General features: G+C 48.6%; 12 protein-coding genes. 5 read left to right on the top strand and 7 right to left on the bottom strand.

Translation table 11 applies throughout. The features are described 5' to 3' along the window. The first annotated feature begins 523 nt into the window (after positions 1-523). A complete protein-coding gene (locus tag GA003_06020; protein QXD29525.1) occupies positions 524-1,930 on the top strand; it encodes a sulfatase in 1,407 nt (468 codons plus the stop codon). A gap of 1 nt (position 1,931) precedes the next feature. Further along, positions 1,932-2,252: a cupin domain-containing protein gene (locus tag GA003_06015; GenBank protein QXD29524.1), complete on the top strand. Its 321-nt coding sequence runs from the start codon at positions 1,932-1,934 to the stop codon at positions 2,250-2,252. Between the two features lie 9 nt (positions 2,253-2,261). On the opposite strand, the gene GA003_06010 is transcribed toward GA003_06015, so the two are convergent. The 4 genes from GA003_06010 to GA003_05995 all read right to left on the bottom strand — a co-directional run bounded on the left by GA003_06010 (position 2,262) and on the right by GA003_05995 (position 6,303). Continuing rightward, positions 2,262-2,993 carry a hypothetical protein gene (locus GA003_06010; GenBank protein ID QXD29523.1) on the bottom strand — a complete coding sequence of 244 codons (732 nt, stop codon included), beginning with the start codon at positions 2,991-2,993 and terminating at the stop codon, positions 2,262-2,264. 57 nt (positions 2,994-3,050) lie between these two features. Continuing rightward, a complete protein-coding gene (locus tag GA003_06005; protein QXD29522.1) occupies positions 3,051-3,767 on the bottom strand; it encodes a class I SAM-dependent methyltransferase in 717 nt (238 codons plus the stop codon). Positions 3,768-4,332: 565 nt separating this feature from the next. Continuing rightward, positions 4,333-5,985 (bottom strand): phosphotransferase, encoded by a 1,653-nt coding sequence (locus GA003_06000; protein QXD29521.1) that lies wholly within the window; start codon positions 5,983-5,985, stop codon positions 4,333-4,335. A 9-nt stretch (positions 5,986-5,994) separates the two neighbouring features. Further along, positions 5,995-6,303 (bottom strand): hypothetical protein, encoded by a 309-nt coding sequence (locus tag GA003_05995; GenBank protein QXD29520.1) that lies wholly within the window; start codon positions 6,301-6,303, stop codon positions 5,995-5,997. Positions 6,304-6,489: 186 nt separating this feature from the next. Here GA003_05995 and GA003_05990 point away from each other — a divergent pair, with 186 nt between their 5' ends. Then, positions 6,490-7,851 carry an MATE family efflux transporter gene (locus GA003_05990; GenBank protein QXD29519.1) on the top strand — a complete coding sequence of 454 codons (1,362 nt, stop codon included), beginning with the start codon at positions 6,490-6,492 and terminating at the stop codon, positions 7,849-7,851. Positions 7,852-8,015: 164 nt separating this feature from the next. Here GA003_05990 and GA003_05985 read toward each other — a convergent pair whose 3' ends face one another. Continuing rightward, positions 8,016-8,462: a CBS domain-containing protein gene (locus GA003_05985; protein QXD29518.1), complete on the bottom strand. Its 447-nt coding sequence runs from the start codon at positions 8,460-8,462 to the stop codon at positions 8,016-8,018. 87 nt (positions 8,463-8,549) lie between these two features. Here GA003_05985 and GA003_05980 point away from each other — a divergent pair, with 87 nt between their 5' ends. After that, the gene (locus GA003_05980) at positions 8,550-9,719 is read left to right on the top strand and encodes an aldo/keto reductase (GenBank protein QXD29517.1); all 1,170 of its coding nucleotides are present in this window, start codon (positions 8,550-8,552) and stop codon (positions 9,717-9,719) included. Positions 9,720-9,850: 131 nt separating this feature from the next. Here GA003_05980 and GA003_05975 read toward each other — a convergent pair whose 3' ends face one another. Together GA003_05975 and GA003_05970 are read right to left on the bottom strand one after the other, a co-directional pair. Next, positions 9,851-10,675 carry an FAD:protein FMN transferase gene (locus tag GA003_05975; protein QXD29516.1) on the bottom strand — a complete coding sequence of 275 codons (825 nt, stop codon included), beginning with the start codon at positions 10,673-10,675 and terminating at the stop codon, positions 9,851-9,853. 35 nt (positions 10,676-10,710) lie between these two features. Then, positions 10,711-12,228, bottom strand: a complete 1,518-nt coding sequence (locus GA003_05970; protein QXD29515.1) for a TIGR03663 family protein — start codon at positions 12,226-12,228, stop codon at positions 10,711-10,713. Between the two features lie 338 nt (positions 12,229-12,566). On the opposite strand from GA003_05970, the gene GA003_05965 reads away from it, so the two are divergent. Further along, the gene (locus GA003_05965; protein QXD29514.1) at positions 12,567-14,165 is read left to right on the top strand and encodes a hypothetical protein; all 1,599 of its coding nucleotides are present in this window, start codon (positions 12,567-12,569) and stop codon (positions 14,163-14,165) included. The last annotated feature ends 279 nt before the right edge of the window (positions 14,166-14,444 follow it).

The following is a 14,444-nucleotide window of genomic DNA, read 5'->3' as shown; positions in this document are numbered from 1 at the left end:
TCATACAATTATTGTTCGATTGTTTACTGTAGGAAGGTAGCTTGCTGCCGAAATCGGCCTTAGTCGTCGACGATTTCACCAACGCTACATCCTTAAGAACTTTTCACCTGTCATACGGGCGCCTCGGCGATGCGCCCCTACCTTAGAGGTAGGTAAATAAAACGACACTGCTCGTTCCCTTAGACGCGGTCTAAAACAATCCAAAGACAAGCATCTGCTATGACAGCCGCAATACCCAAAGGCATATCAAATGATTCGCTCACCTCGTAATGGGACATTCCCTTTATGTAATATAAATCAAATACAACCAATTGCTCCGGCCGAAGGAAGGCAAATGCCTGATCAAAGTCCTACACCAGCTCGCTGTTTCGAGTCTTAGATTCTATCAAACGGATTCAACTGTATTAATAAAATCGGTAAAAGCTTTGTTGGACATCTTTTTTTTTGGGGAAATCATTCCTCAAGAAATACACAAGAAAGCTACAGACCTGGCTTGAGTATCATCCGAGATAGGAGCTAAGGTATGCCTTTCTTTTATCTTATGAGACTCCTACCCTTCCTTTTCCTCCTCATCACTACCTTTGGTTATGCCAAGACCAACATCATTTTCATCTTCATTGATGATCAAGGTTACTACGATCTCGGCTGCTATGGAGCGACTGAGATTGAGACTCCTCGCATCGACCAAATGGCCAAAGAAGGCATTCGGTTTACCGACTATTATTCCGCTGCCCCTATCTGCAGCTCTTCCCGAGCGGGCCTGTTGACCGGTTCGTACCCGAGAAGAGTTGGAAACCACATCTGGGTCCATCGAGCGGACTCCGGCTCCGGTATACACCCGGATGAGGTTACTCTGGGTGAGTTGTTCAAAGAGGAAGGCTACAAGACAGCCTGCATTGGAAAGTGGCACCTGGGATTCGAAGAACCGTTTCTGCCAAAGAACCAAGGCTTCGACCATTATTTCGGGCTCCTTCACAATCTGGACCCGGTGGAGATTGTATACTTTGAAGACAAAGGCGGTGTTCCTCTGATGCGAAATGACGATGTGGTTAAACGCCCACCAGATCCAGCCGAGCTCACCGAAGCATACACAGATGAAGCCATTCGGTTTATATCCCAAAATAAAGACGAACCTTTCTTCCTCTACCTTCCTCACACCATGCTGCACAATCCACTTGGAGTGAGTGAGCCTTTCAAGGGCACTTCAAACTGGGGCGAATATGGCGATGCCATCCAGGAACTAGACCACAACGTAGGCCGCATTTTTGACACACTGAAGGAACTGGACCTGGACGAGGAAACGGTTGTGATTTACGCGTCCGACAATGGCCGTGGTCCTGGCCGCAATGCCGACCAACCCATCCAAGGAAGAAAACTATCGACTTCTGAAGGAGGCATTCGTGTTCCGGCAATCGCTTGGGGCCCCGGAGTCGGCATTCGCTCCAACTACGTATCCAGTGAACCCGTACGCGCCATGGATTGGTATCCGAGCCTGGCAACCATGGCTGGAATCAAGATCGAGCAAAAGCAACCGATCGATGGCCGAGACATCACGCCCCTTCTAAAAGGGGAGACCGAAGTCGTGCCCAATGCCGGGCAAGGATCAGCATTGAACACCGACATCCCACTACAACGGCGTTGGGATCCTCCCTACGAATGGGACCTTCTAATGACTCGTGAAGAATACCTGAATGCGTTTTTCTACCATGGGAGCCAAGGAGCCTTGTCGGCTGTGCGCTGGAAAAACTGGAAGCTCTACCTAAACCCTACCCTCACCCTCTTCGACCTTGAAAAGGATCCCGGAGAAAAGAAGCGAGTGGTTGATAGAGACATCTCTCGCAAGCTTCGTGGCATGGCGGTCCTCTTTCAGGAAGAAATGCGTTTGGATACCCGTCCGGGTGGAGATGTATTCTTGAAGAATTCGCGCTGAAATGTCTGCAAATTCAGGCAATCTATTCGACTCGCTTCCTGAAAATAAATCCCAAGAAGTATTCGATAACTTACTACAAAAGGGAGACATATCCATTGAGCGAATCGTCTCTTTTGGAAAAGCAACTCCTGAAGGTGAATGGTACGACCAGGAGACAGATGAATGGGTGCTCTTAGCTCAAGGACAGAGTATGCTACTCTATGAAAGCGGAGAAGAACGGTCTCTCAAGGCAGGCGATTATTTATTCATTCCTTGCCATGAAAAACACCGCGTCACCCACACCAGCGAAGATGCCATCTGGTTGGCGATTCACCTGAAATAGCCGATTCGATTAACGCAATGGAGGAAGCCATTCCCCACGACCATTCCGAGACTTGTAAAGGGTCCGACTGAGTCCAGCGGTTAAGGAATCATGGCCATTATCGTCTTGGTAAGTGGAAAGATAGATTTCACCGAGATTTCCAAACTTATGCCCCAGAGTTACGTGGAATGATTCAATCTCCGTTTCATAGCTGAAATCCTCATTGGCATCCAGAAAGGGCGATGCGTTCATTTGCACCACTCTAGGTTGCTCCATGCGGTTTCGATCCTTTTTAGAAAACTTGTAATCCCCTACATCGACTCCAACGGAGATAAATGTATTCTCATTGGACCAACTGAAACGAGGCGAAATGATCCTTTGGCTATATCGATATCCGGGCAGGTACCATGCATCTCCTTCCTCCCATCGAGAGCTGAGTGAAAACAACACGTTGGTGCCTTGTATTTGTTGAGTCGTTGAAAAGCTAGCACCCATATAACCATCCGAACCCATGGCGAACGAAACAGAGCTACGACTTGGAATCATCGGACCGTAAAAATCCAAGGGACTGTATAAATGAGAATAATAGCCCGTTCTTGGATAGCCGTAGTAATAGTGATCAATTGCACGATCATTGTAAGGCCCTAAAAACACCCGAGGACGATCTTTAAGTATTCTTGGACTATCGGACTCTTTCGCAACAACAGGAAAAACGAAACTACATAACAAACACACTGCCACTAGCTTTCCTAATCGATTCATGTGCCTATTGACCATAGCACCTACTCTAAGTTCCTCCTGCAATCTCACGCAAGGTCCTTATTTATCACGGAGACCTACTTTTGTTCCAGAAGGATAGTGTCCTTGATAAACAGCTTCCACAGGAACATCCCATTGTAATTCTGTATCACCTGTTTTTTCGACGACTACGCAGGAGGACAAAAATCCGACAGAATCCATTCCGAATCGAGTATCAAAAGTCTGCAATTCCGGTAACACACGGCTCTCCTCCCCCATGGTAGCTTCAACTACACGAAAACCAGTATGGTGGTTGAAAATCGTATTCCAAGACTGCTCCGAAAACCTCCAGAAATCAAATGGGTAGTCATGGAGTGGCCAAGTTTGTTGGGTCATGAACATGGCCCGGCCTCCGAGCTTTAAAACGCGGTTCAACTCGATGGCCATCTTCCAGGGCATAGCCACGTGTTCGACTACCGAAAGACCGAATATTGCATCCACTGAATTTGGTTCAATGTGAGAAGACAGCTGATGAACATCTGCCACCACATCGACATTTTCACCGTCCATCAAATCAGTTCCCACATAATGGTGTCGTTCATCAATCCGACTACGAGAAATATTTCCCGAACGGGCACGAGATCCGGTTTCAACCACGTTGAGCGTGTCTGAATGTTCGTTAATCCATGAGAAAAAGTCTCGAACCAAAAGGTAGGTGGGTGTTGTTTGCCGTGCCGTATTGCCAACGTCTTCGAGTACCTCAACCGATCCATCGTCAAAAACGATGAATGGATTCAAATGATCAATATCCCATCCTTTCCTGATATTACAATGAAACAAAATGATCTGAGAATTGGGCTCATGATAAAATTTTCTCCGCGAAATAGATACACTTCTAAAGTCCTTGGAAGTCCCTTTACCCAAGATCACTTTTTTCACTTTGCCCGGTCCTAAAATCTCAAAACGTCCAAAGTACATTCGATTCACAAAATGGTGAGTAAGAACCCGGACTCAATTAATAAAGACATCCAAATTGGCTAACGGAATAATGGTCGCCTGCCCTTTGCCATGTGTCAGCGCGATGTAACCATTCGGATGTGTTCCAGGAATCCTAAATTCGAAACGACAACGACTTGCCTTCTTGCCTTCTTGCCTTCTTGCCGTAGATATCCTCCAGATCCGGACTCTCCAAACCAAAACCTTCCAGGCGAACACGCTTGTTTGAAGAATCGTAGTAACATTTACGTACTTTCAATGTGGGGTCATAGCACCAACCACGTATCACCCAGCTTTCGCCGGCATTCTCTACAGTATCAATATGGTGAATCTTCTATCGATTGGAATCGAATTGGCCACAGAGGACTTACTTATGCCCCCCACCTCGAATAATATCGAAGACTACCCAAACTCCGAACACGAAAGAAATCAAATAACCCAATATCCCGATGGCAGGAAATCCCCAAAGGAGAGGTTCTACACCCGTCGTGATAACCGTCGAGGAACCAATGATCAACGCGGCAATAATCACTGCCAAAACCAGCCGGTTCGCACTCTTGTTAATCGAATCGGTCAGATCATCCAAGCCCTTATGGTGAAGATTGAGCGATATATCCTCATTCTCGATGCGCTTAAGCACACGTTGAATGTTACTTGGCAATTCAACCATGCGACCCAGGCCATCGCTCAGTGTCCAGTACAGCTTCTTTAATAAGTGAGTGGGTTGCCAACGCTCCTTTTCCAGATCACGAATAAACGGAGCCGCTACTCTAGCTACATTAAACTCGGGATCTAAGCTCACCCCCGTTTGATCGATGGATATGATAGCCTTGGCCAACATCAGATAGTCGTCGGCTAGGGAGATTCCGTTAACACCGAAAACGTGGAGTAATTCCAGCACAATTCGCCCTGAGTCCCGCGCATTAATCTCAGGACCGAACCTATCCAACGCTCGCGTAATATCGATTTCCAACTGACTGATATCAACCGGAGTCAATTGCCTCCCCATACGATTGCCACGAAAGGCTATGTGCTCCACATCGCGAGCCATCACTGCCTTCAGAAGATCAGCGAGATTGAAACGCATTTGTTGGGTCAATTGCCCGACCATGCCCCAGTCAATAAAGCAAATTCGCCCATCATCCGTAATGATCACATTCCCTGGATGAGGATCGGCATGAAAGAAACCAATACGGATTATTTGATGAAACAAGGAACGCCCACCTTGGTTGGCCAAGAGCTTTTTCTCTTCGTCGGTTCCAGAAAATTCCTCAGGAGAAACACCCTCCACATACTCGGTCACAAGGAGTCTCTCTGTTGTGAATTCTGTGAAAACCTTGGGGGCAAAGACATACTTCTTAAAGGTGTTTCGAGAACTAAAGATGTCACTAAAGTTGGACTCCCGTGTAAAATCGAGTTCCGTCAAAAGACTCCGCTTCAACTGACTGACAACCCCGGGCAAGTTGTAGGGCTTCACATCCTCTAAACGCTCGTGAGCTTCCCGCGCAAGCCAGGCCAAAATTTCAAGATCAGCTGTAAGGGCTTTTTCGATACCGGCCCGTTGTATCTTTAGCGCAACAACCTCACCTGTCTCAGCAAGCACCGCTTTGTGAACCTGAGCAATCGAGCCACTGCCGATGGGTTCTTCGTCAAACTCTGAAAAAACGCTTTCGATGTCTGCGCCCAGTTGAGCCTCCAAGGTGGTGCGAATCTTTTCAATGGATTCCGGTTTCACACGATCGCGCAGCTGCTTAAGCGACTCGATCATGGGAGCAGGCAAGCTATCGGTCCTGGTACTCAGGACCTGGCCCATTTTAACGAAAGTTGGCCCCAGTTCCTCCATTGCCAGGCGGATACGCTCCCACGGGCCTAATGGATGATCCGCCTTGTTAACCAAGCGGTCAATCCAGCCTGATGGAAGGTTCAGCTGGTTTAACAAATTCCCAAATCCGTATCGGACCAGGACTGTAAGGATTTCCTTTGCGCGGACAGCATCGCGCAAGAATGTGAGCGGTTTCAAAGTAAGAGCTTAATCTTCAGCCTTGGCAGCCAGGCGTTCTTCCAAATCGTCAATGCGTTTGGAAAGTTCACTTAATGCATCGCGAGTCGCCACATTGGCTTCTTTCAGGAAATCGTTCATGGTCTCAGCCAATTCCTGGCGTGAGTTTTCCCATTCTTCTTTCCCTTGTTCCACGACTTTATTGGCAACCTCGCGAGCTTCTTCAGCATTGAGCTTACCCTTTTCGATCAAGTCGCCCATGGCCTGTTCGACTCGCTCAGCAGTAATAACAGTGGCACCGAGTCCGGCCAGTAGTGTTTTTTTGATGGTATCAATCATGATAATAGAAGGTTTATAGTTAAATATTTTCAAGAGGGTCAAAATCACAACAAGGATTTAAAGAATTAGACACCCCTCCAGCTTCTTAGTTTCTCCATGCGATTACGATTGTTTTTTAAACTAAACCTGATTGATTCTCCTGCCATTCCTCTTGGGATTCCCTTTCTCAAAGCGCCCTCTAACACCATGGAACAAGAATCTACATTCGATGCCCGGGTCGAGTTGAAATCGATGCTGAAGCTGGCCACGCCGCTTATCATCATTCACCTCGCTATCACCGGCATGCAGTTTGCGGATGCTTTTATGGTATCGCATCTGGGGGATGAAGCCTTGGCTGCGGTCATGCCCGCAGGATTCGCATACTTCGTACTCATTAGCTTTGGCTGGGGCTTCTTCTCAGTCGTTAGTACCTTCGTTTCCCAAAGCCTCGGACAGAAGGACGAACCAGGATGTGGACAATATACATGGAACGCACTGTGGATCGCGATCGTCTACGGTGCTCTCCTGCTTCCTATCTTCTGGAAGCTTGCGATTCCCTTTTTTAAGCTCATGGGACATGACCCGCAGGTTCAGGCGTATGAGGTCGTTTACTTTCAAGTCAGTCTTCTGGGAGCCATTCCCTACCTCACCCAGATGGTGGTGAGCAATTTTTTCACCGGACTGCATCGTACCAACTATCTGCTCATATCGGCTGTAACAGGTTCGGTCCTGAACATTGTATTCAATTACTTCCTCATATTCGGAATCTGGATCTTTCCGGAGCTGGGTGTGGCCGGATCTGCCTGGGGAACCGTGTTTGCAACTCTTTGCCAATGCATAATTCTTTTCGCACTGTTCTGGAAGAAAGAGTTTAGAGACATTTACCATACGGCTAAACCCTATTTTGAGTGGAAGATGACCAAACGGCTCTTTCGCATCGGTGCCCCCGGTGGCCTTCAGGGCGTGTGGGATCTATTTACATGGGGAATCATTCTTACTTGGATGATCGGCCTATTTGGAACTGAACCCTTGGCAGCCAATACCATCGTTGTTCGCTACCTGCATCTGTCGTTTATGCCAGCCATCGCAGTCGGTTTTATTGTGACGGCAGTGGTCGGCAAATCCATCGGAGAAGGGAATTTGGAAAAAGCCAACAAGCTGACCTTCCTGGCCCTAAAGGTGATTATGGGTTACATGCTCACCATCGGGGTTATCTACTTCATTTTCCGAGATCAATTTATCCTGGCATTTTCAGACAACCCGGAAGTGGTCAAAGCTGGGCGGTGGATGTTGCTGTTCGCAGCTATTTTCCAACTATTCGATGCTTTGTTTATCACCTTTTCCCATGCTCTAAAAGGGTCTGGGGACACCAAGTTCCCTGCCATTGCACTCATGGGATTCTCTACCGTCGTTCTCTGCGGAGGAGGTTACTTCATGGTGAACTTCTATCCCGAGTATGGCGCGCTTGGCCCTTGGTCCATGACCACACTCTACATCGCCTGTCTGGGACTGACGCTGACAGCACGCTGGATCTGGGGCCCCTGGCGGAAAATCAATATCTTTGATTAATGTAGGGCCAGGTCGGGGTCAGCCCACATCTCAATCAATTTTATCGAGGCAACTGCAGGAGGGGGCTTGCTCCCGAATCGTACGTCTAAACAGCTTAGGATCGGGAGCAAGCCCCCTCCTGCAAGTGTACATATATGGCTGCCAGTTCGGCTTCGTTTTGCAGCTTACTCCCCGTAAGTACCGGTGAAGTAATTAAGGAGCGTTTGCGCCTCATTCTGCGCATTTGCTGACAACCAGCGGGTGATATCTCCAATCGAGATCAAACCCAAGATATCCTCCCCTTCCATAATCGGTATATGGCGATGCCGCTTGTCATTCATATGAGCCAAGGCATCCGTCACTGTCGTCTCCGGGCCAAAGGTATCGACCTCCTTGGACATGACGTCAGCAACAGAAGTCGTTTCTGCAGGAAGACCTGGAACCACCACTCTTCGTAGAACATCCCGCTCCGTAAATATACCTACTAGCTTACCCTCATCCAAAATAATCAATGATCCCACCTGTCGGTGATTCATTTCTTTCACTGCCTCCATCACAGTAGCTGAGGATTCTAAGGAGAACAGAGCCTTAATTTTTTTTTCTGCTAATAAGGTGGAAACGGGTACTTTCATAGATTGAGTTTGAGGAAGAAGGTTGGATAGTAGCGCGAATTCATTTGAGTTACAACTAATAAGCCCAATGAAATTTGTAAGGCAGCTATGAAGTATCGAAGATTCGGAAAGACAGAACTAAACATGCCGGTCATTTCCTGCGGTGGCATGCGCTATCAGCACAAGTGGGACGACATTCCATTCGATACCGTTCCGCGAGAAGGACAGGAAAATATTGAGGCCATCATGGCCTATGCGCTGGAGAAAGGGATCAACCATATCGAAACCGCCCGCGGCTATGGTAGTTCCGAAATGCAATTGGGGTATGCACTTAAGCAATTCCCGCGAGAATCCATCATTCTACAAACAAAAGTAGCTCCACAGAAGACACAGTCTGAATTCCTCGCTATATTTGATAAGTCCATGAATTACCTGCAGCAGGACTATGTAGACCTGTTTGCCTTGCATGGATTGAATAGCAAGGAACGCATCGATTTCGCTCTCCGACCAGGCGGCTGCCTCGAAGCAGCATTAAAACTGAAGGAAGAAGGACGGATCAAACACCTGGGGTTTTCAACTCACGGCTCTACCAAGGATATCGTAAAAATTATAAATACAGGCCAATTTGATTACGTGAATCTACATTGGTATTTCACAAACCAGCTAAATGAGCCTGCCATTGAAGCTGCTTCCCAGCAGGATATGGGCATATTCATTATCAGTCCTAGCGACAAGGGCGGACATCTCTACAAGCCACCTCAAAAGCTGGTCGACTTATGTGCTCCCCTTCACCCGATGGCTTTCAATGATCTCTTTTGCCTGGCAGACCCAAGGGTCCACACACTGAGCTGTGGCGCCGCTGAACCTTCCAACTTCGATATTCACATAGAGGCAGTCGAACAACTTGACGATGTATCAGCAACCATTGCCCCTGCTCTCAATCGTATCCTTCACGAAGTTGAAAACATTTGCGGTCCGGATTGGTACGACACTTGGCACCAAGGCATTCCAGATTGGAACGAATTGCCACAGCAGATAAATGTGAAGGACATTGCCCGACTCTGGACCTGGGCCAAAGCGATTGATCTCACAGAATTTGGCCGCTGGCGCTACAATATGATGAGCGCAGAGGATATTTGGGTGCCAGGAAATCCAGTCGTCGATTTTAATGACTCGGAAATGCGGAACGCCCTGCAAGCAAGTTCGGACCCAGATAAACTCATTAGTATTCTACACCAATCCCGAGAGCTGTTCGCCAAGACGGCTAACAAAGAGTAGCATCATTAATGTAGCCACGGACGTGGGACCGTGGACCGAACACGCCCGTACCGCTTCTTGTCGATGGTCTCATGACAATCGCTACGTTTTAAACGTACCACATTGCTATCGGCGCTCTCGGCGATAGCACCCTACCCGACGTAGTCATTCGCCACTCCAAACACGTATTTGGTCGGTTCCAGCGCAGGATCCACAACCAACGCACCCAGTCCTGGAGCCCGCTGACAAAGCGCATCTATTTCATCTGGCGCCATCAACATGAAGCTCGTTGATAAAGCGTCCGACAGCACGCCACTGGATGCCCAGGCCCAGGCTCGCCGTTCAGTATCCAATAAACTCTTTGCCTTCACATCCAAAATATGTGCCCCTTGCACAGCCAAGCTGGAACCACTCAAAGACAAGTCGTTCAGGGCAATCTCCTGAGGAAATTCATCGGCTCCCACAGAAATAGGCCAGCCACCCGATTCATCCCGACTCCCTCTCGCCACCACACTACTGGTGCCCGAGTGAATCAACAGAGAATCGATTTCCCAATCCTGGAGGTGCTCAACCACCCAATCCAAGGCGAATCCTTTACCAATACCACCAAGGTCAATCATGAGCTCGGGCTGCTTAAACAGCACGGTCTTCCTATCCGCATCCATCTCCAGCCAACTGGCCACCTCGGGTTTTTCACCTCGATGAGTTGCCTCCATATAATACTCAAAAGCGACACTGAATCGCCCTTCGGTTAGGATCTCCAAATCCAAAGCTGTCAAGAGGCAGTCCCAGGTTTCCTCCGTTACACGCACCGGCTCTTTCGAACCCTTTTTGTTCAAGATATCAATATCGCTCCCCTCGCGAAAACGACTCAGTAGATTTTCCAAGCGATCGATTTCATGAAAGGCTTCCGTGGCCGCCTTGCGAGCGTAGTCACTCTCCTGCCCGGCAATGGATACCTCAAACCAGGTGTTCATGGCGAAATGACGAAAGCTCTGGATTTCGTTTGCCATTATTCGGAAGGGAACTGCTTATTCCACAAGTCCATCTCAATAAAAGTCAGAAGAAATACGCTCTCCCGAAGACCACGCAGTTCTGACATATAGGCATCGGGATCAAGCTCCGGAACTTCCTGATCACCAGAAAAACTGAACACCTTCATTGGAGCATCTGAATCTTCGGGCAAAGATTCCCAGTACCCAACATTCGGGTACTCTCTCAAATACCAGGGCAACGGCCAATACTCTATGCCCGCGATATCAATCCGCATCCCTGTTCCATCCGGATGCAGTTGAGACAAGCGCTCAATACGCTCAACGAGGTTCATTAAATCCGGCGAGGTATGGCTGTATACAAACGGATTTCGTGGATCGGCCGAGAAACGAAAGCTTAACAACCAGGATTGGCGCAAGGAATGACCCAACGAAAACAGTAGCACAATCACCAGAATGGCATGAACAAGAACAGAACGAAGTTTGCCCCACAAATAGACCCAACCGATGCCAGCCAACAAGATCCAACCCACGAGAAAATTGAGCATCAACCAAGGCGTTTTGTAGGAAATAATCGAATACAAGGCCGTGGTCACCAAGGTGTAACTCGCGATGAACCTGAAGTAGGGCAAGCGGGGCGCTTCCCTCTCCTTTTCGACAAAGGCCTGCCAGAGTCCAGCCGCAGCCAGGATCAGAATCCAAACCTGCCCCCAGTAGCTAACCGGAGTTCGTTCACCCAGGATCAATCCCAGATAGTAATACCAGCTGTCTTCATGCCCAGCCTGCGTTTGATAATTAAAATAAGTAAGCATCGAATCCACCGGCCCCTGCCAATAAGTGAAGAAGGCCGAGTAAAAGAAAACCGAGACAATCGCACCGCTAAGCACACCCACGCCCAGCCGTTGCAGTCCCTCTTTCGATACCAGCCAGGTAAGTTGTTGCTTCCAGTCCTTTCCAAATGAAACAAGCAACGCTATGACCGATGCCGTCAGGACCAGGACGACGGTCTCCCTCGTGGCGTGCAAAAGACCAGCCATCACCCCCGTCCAGATGGCAAAGCGCAGGGTTTTCTCCTCAAAGAAGCGCCACACACAATAAAGAAAGATCAAAGAGAACAGAACAAAGACAGATTCGTGGATAAAGTACCGGCTATAATACACCATAGGAGGCGAAACGGCCGCAAACACCAGCGCAACGAAGCTGCCATCCCTTCCCGCCTGGGTCCGGAATAAGATATACCCCAAAACCCCCAATCCGCCTGCCAACGCAGTCAGCCAGCGTAGACTGCCTTCCGTAAGTCCATCTCCGGCAATGGCATCTGCCATCACTACCACCGGAATCGACAGATAACGCAACAAGGGGCCATGGTAGTGACCGGGATCGAAATGCACATCCTCACCTGCCAGACTCTGCTGGATCATCACGCCATTTACCGCTTCATCGGTGTGCATGGGCTTTTGGCCGAGGTCTATGAAACGCAGATAGAATCCCGCCCACACCACCAGGCCGAGGATGACTAATATACTGATACGCTTCATTAGCTAACCACTAAGTAGGTCTCTTGCACCTGTTTCAATCTCAGAAATTTCACTAAAGAAGTGTTTTTACTACCCATTGGCTCAGGGAATTAAGTATCCAGAAAATGTGGACACCCTGAAATAGGTGAAAAAACCCCCGAATCTTTAACAAGAATCACTTATGAAGTGGACAAGCCCCCGAGATTTCTTTCCATAGAGCCCTACCCTGGTTCTCAAACAGTTTTCTATCCATCCGTAATTTCTAATAATCGATCCAAGCTCCAAGAGGATGCACAGCTGCTATAGCTATGTCCGCGCGGAACTCATCTCTAACAACCATAATAAACCATTAATCAAATATGAGTAATGACACTGACAATGGCATAGCGCCTAACGCAAAACGGCTACTTTGGGCCGGTTTTCTTGCGATTCTCGCTGCCGGAATAGGCTTTGGTGTCCGTGGCGGCATCCTGGCAAACTGGGCAGCCGACTTCGGATTCACCGGTGCACAACTTGGCGCCATTGGTGGTGCCGGCTTGACGGGCTTTTGCTTCGGTATTATCATTGGCGGTGTCGTCGTTGATAAGATCGGATACGGCAAACTCGTTTTAGCCGCGTTTGTTTTCCACGTCGCATCCGCGCTGGTTACCTTTGGGGCCACAGCGGGGCAGGAGCAAATGACCGCTTACCAGTTCCTTTATTGGGGCACCTTTATTTTTGCTCTCGCAAACGGAACCCTGGAAGCTGTTGCCAATCCGTTGGTATCAACGCTCTTCCCGAAAAACCGCACCCACTACCTCAACATCCTGCACGCCTCATGGCCTGCTGGTTTGGTTATTGGTGGACTCATCGGATGGACGATGGGCGGAGAAGGCGGATTCAGCTGGAAAATCCAACTCGGTCTCTTCCTTATCCCAACCATTCTTTATGGTGTAGCATTTATGGGACAAAAGTTCCCAAAATCAGAAGCAGCTGCCAAAGGCCTCAAAATGGGCGACATGTTCAAAGAAGTGGGTATTCTCGGTTCAGCCGTGGCGGCCTACTTGCTGGTTCTCTTCTTTTCAGGAGCTCTCGGACTACCCGGTGCAGTCTCCTGGATCATTGGAGGTATCCTCCTCGTAGTCGTCGGTGTCATTACCGGGTTCTCGATTGGTTCCTTCCTCTTGTTTGTTCTCTTTGTAACCCACGCACTCGTAGGTGCTGTTGAGCTGGGTACGGATGGATGGATTCAAAACATCACCGGAAACATCCTGACGCCTGCTCAGGGCAAGATCCTCTTTGTATTTACATCCTTGCTCATGTTCGCTCTGCGATTCTGCGCTCACTTCATTGAAAAGAACCTGAAGATTTCTCCCATTGGATTGCTTCTCATCTGCTCTGTTCTTGCTGTGATCGGACTCCAGATGGTCAGTGGCATCACCACCTTCGTGGGAGCCATGGTTGCATTGGCGATTTACGCCGTTGGTAAAACCTTCTTCTGGCCAACCATGTTGGCTGTGGTGGGTGACCGTTTCCCACAGACAGGCGCCATCGCCATGTCTATTATGGGTGGAATCGGTATGATGTCTGCCGGTATGCTCGGTGGCCCAGGATTAGGATACGCTAAGGACCGCTACACCGCGGAGCATCTTCAAACAACCAACGCTGCCATCTACGAAGCATACAAAGCAGAAACTTCCAGTTCATTCACCCTCTTCAAAGAAGTGACTGGCCTGGACGGAACCAAGCTTTCCGATGCTCAAACCGCTGAGGCTCAAACACCCGACCAAGTTCTGGTTGCGGAAGCGAGCATCATAGGTGACCGGAAGACTTTGAAAGCAGACTCGTTTATCCCGCTCGCCATGGCGGTGATCTACTTGCTGCTCATGCTGTATTTCAAATCAATCGGCGGATACAAACCCAAGTCGATTGAAACCGAGCGGGCCACCGGTGGTGTCAATGCACCTATGGAAGCCTAACGCACTGGAAACTTATTTTCCTACCCCAAACAAAAAGGATCCACCCGCAAGGGTGGGTCCTTTTTTTGTCCCTAAATAGTCCAAAAACGAATCAAAGCCTGCTCATTCAAACCTTCAATCACCCTAGAATATTCCTAGTTTTTGAAGTTCAACGCTCTCTCCACTCGTCTCCCCATAAAAATCTCCTTGTTTCGTGCCCCTTTTGAAAGAATTGAACCGATAAGACTTTAAATAGCGCATGAATAAGACAGGATTTTATGGATCTGAAAAACGAAGATT

The organism is Opitutia bacterium ISCC 52 (assembly GCA_014529675.2).
Lineage (GTDB): Bacteria > Verrucomicrobiota > Verrucomicrobiia > Opitutales > UBA2995 > UBA2995.
This window is presented reverse-complemented; position numbering and strand designations above follow the sequence as displayed.

Coding starts and splice junctions, on each gene's coding strand:
- GA003_05980 (QXD29517.1), top strand. CDS start 8,550: ATGAAGTATCGAAGATTCGGAAAGACAGAACTAAACATGCCGGTCATT.
- GA003_05970 (QXD29515.1), bottom strand. CDS start 12,228: ATGAAGCGTATCAGTATATTAGTCATCCTCGGCCTGGTGGTGTGGGCG.
- GA003_05985 (QXD29518.1), bottom strand. CDS start 8,462: ATGAAAGTACCCGTTTCCACCTTATTAGCAGAAAAAAAAATTAAGGCT.
- GA003_05995 (QXD29520.1), bottom strand. CDS start 6,303: ATGATTGATACCATCAAAAAAACACTACTGGCCGGACTCGGTGCCACT.
- GA003_06015 (QXD29524.1), top strand. CDS start 1,932: ATGTCTGCAAATTCAGGCAATCTATTCGACTCGCTTCCTGAAAATAAA.
- GA003_05975 (QXD29516.1), bottom strand. CDS start 10,675: ATGAACACCTGGTTTGAGGTATCCATTGCCGGGCAGGAGAGTGACTAC.
- GA003_05990 (QXD29519.1), top strand. CDS start 6,490: ATGGAACAAGAATCTACATTCGATGCCCGGGTCGAGTTGAAATCGATG.
- GA003_06020 (QXD29525.1), top strand. CDS start 524: ATGCCTTTCTTTTATCTTATGAGACTCCTACCCTTCCTTTTCCTCCTC.
- GA003_06010 (QXD29523.1), bottom strand. CDS start 2,993: ATGAATCGATTAGGAAAGCTAGTGGCAGTGTGTTTGTTATGTAGTTTC.
- GA003_05965 (QXD29514.1), top strand. CDS start 12,567: ATGAGTAATGACACTGACAATGGCATAGCGCCTAACGCAAAACGGCTA.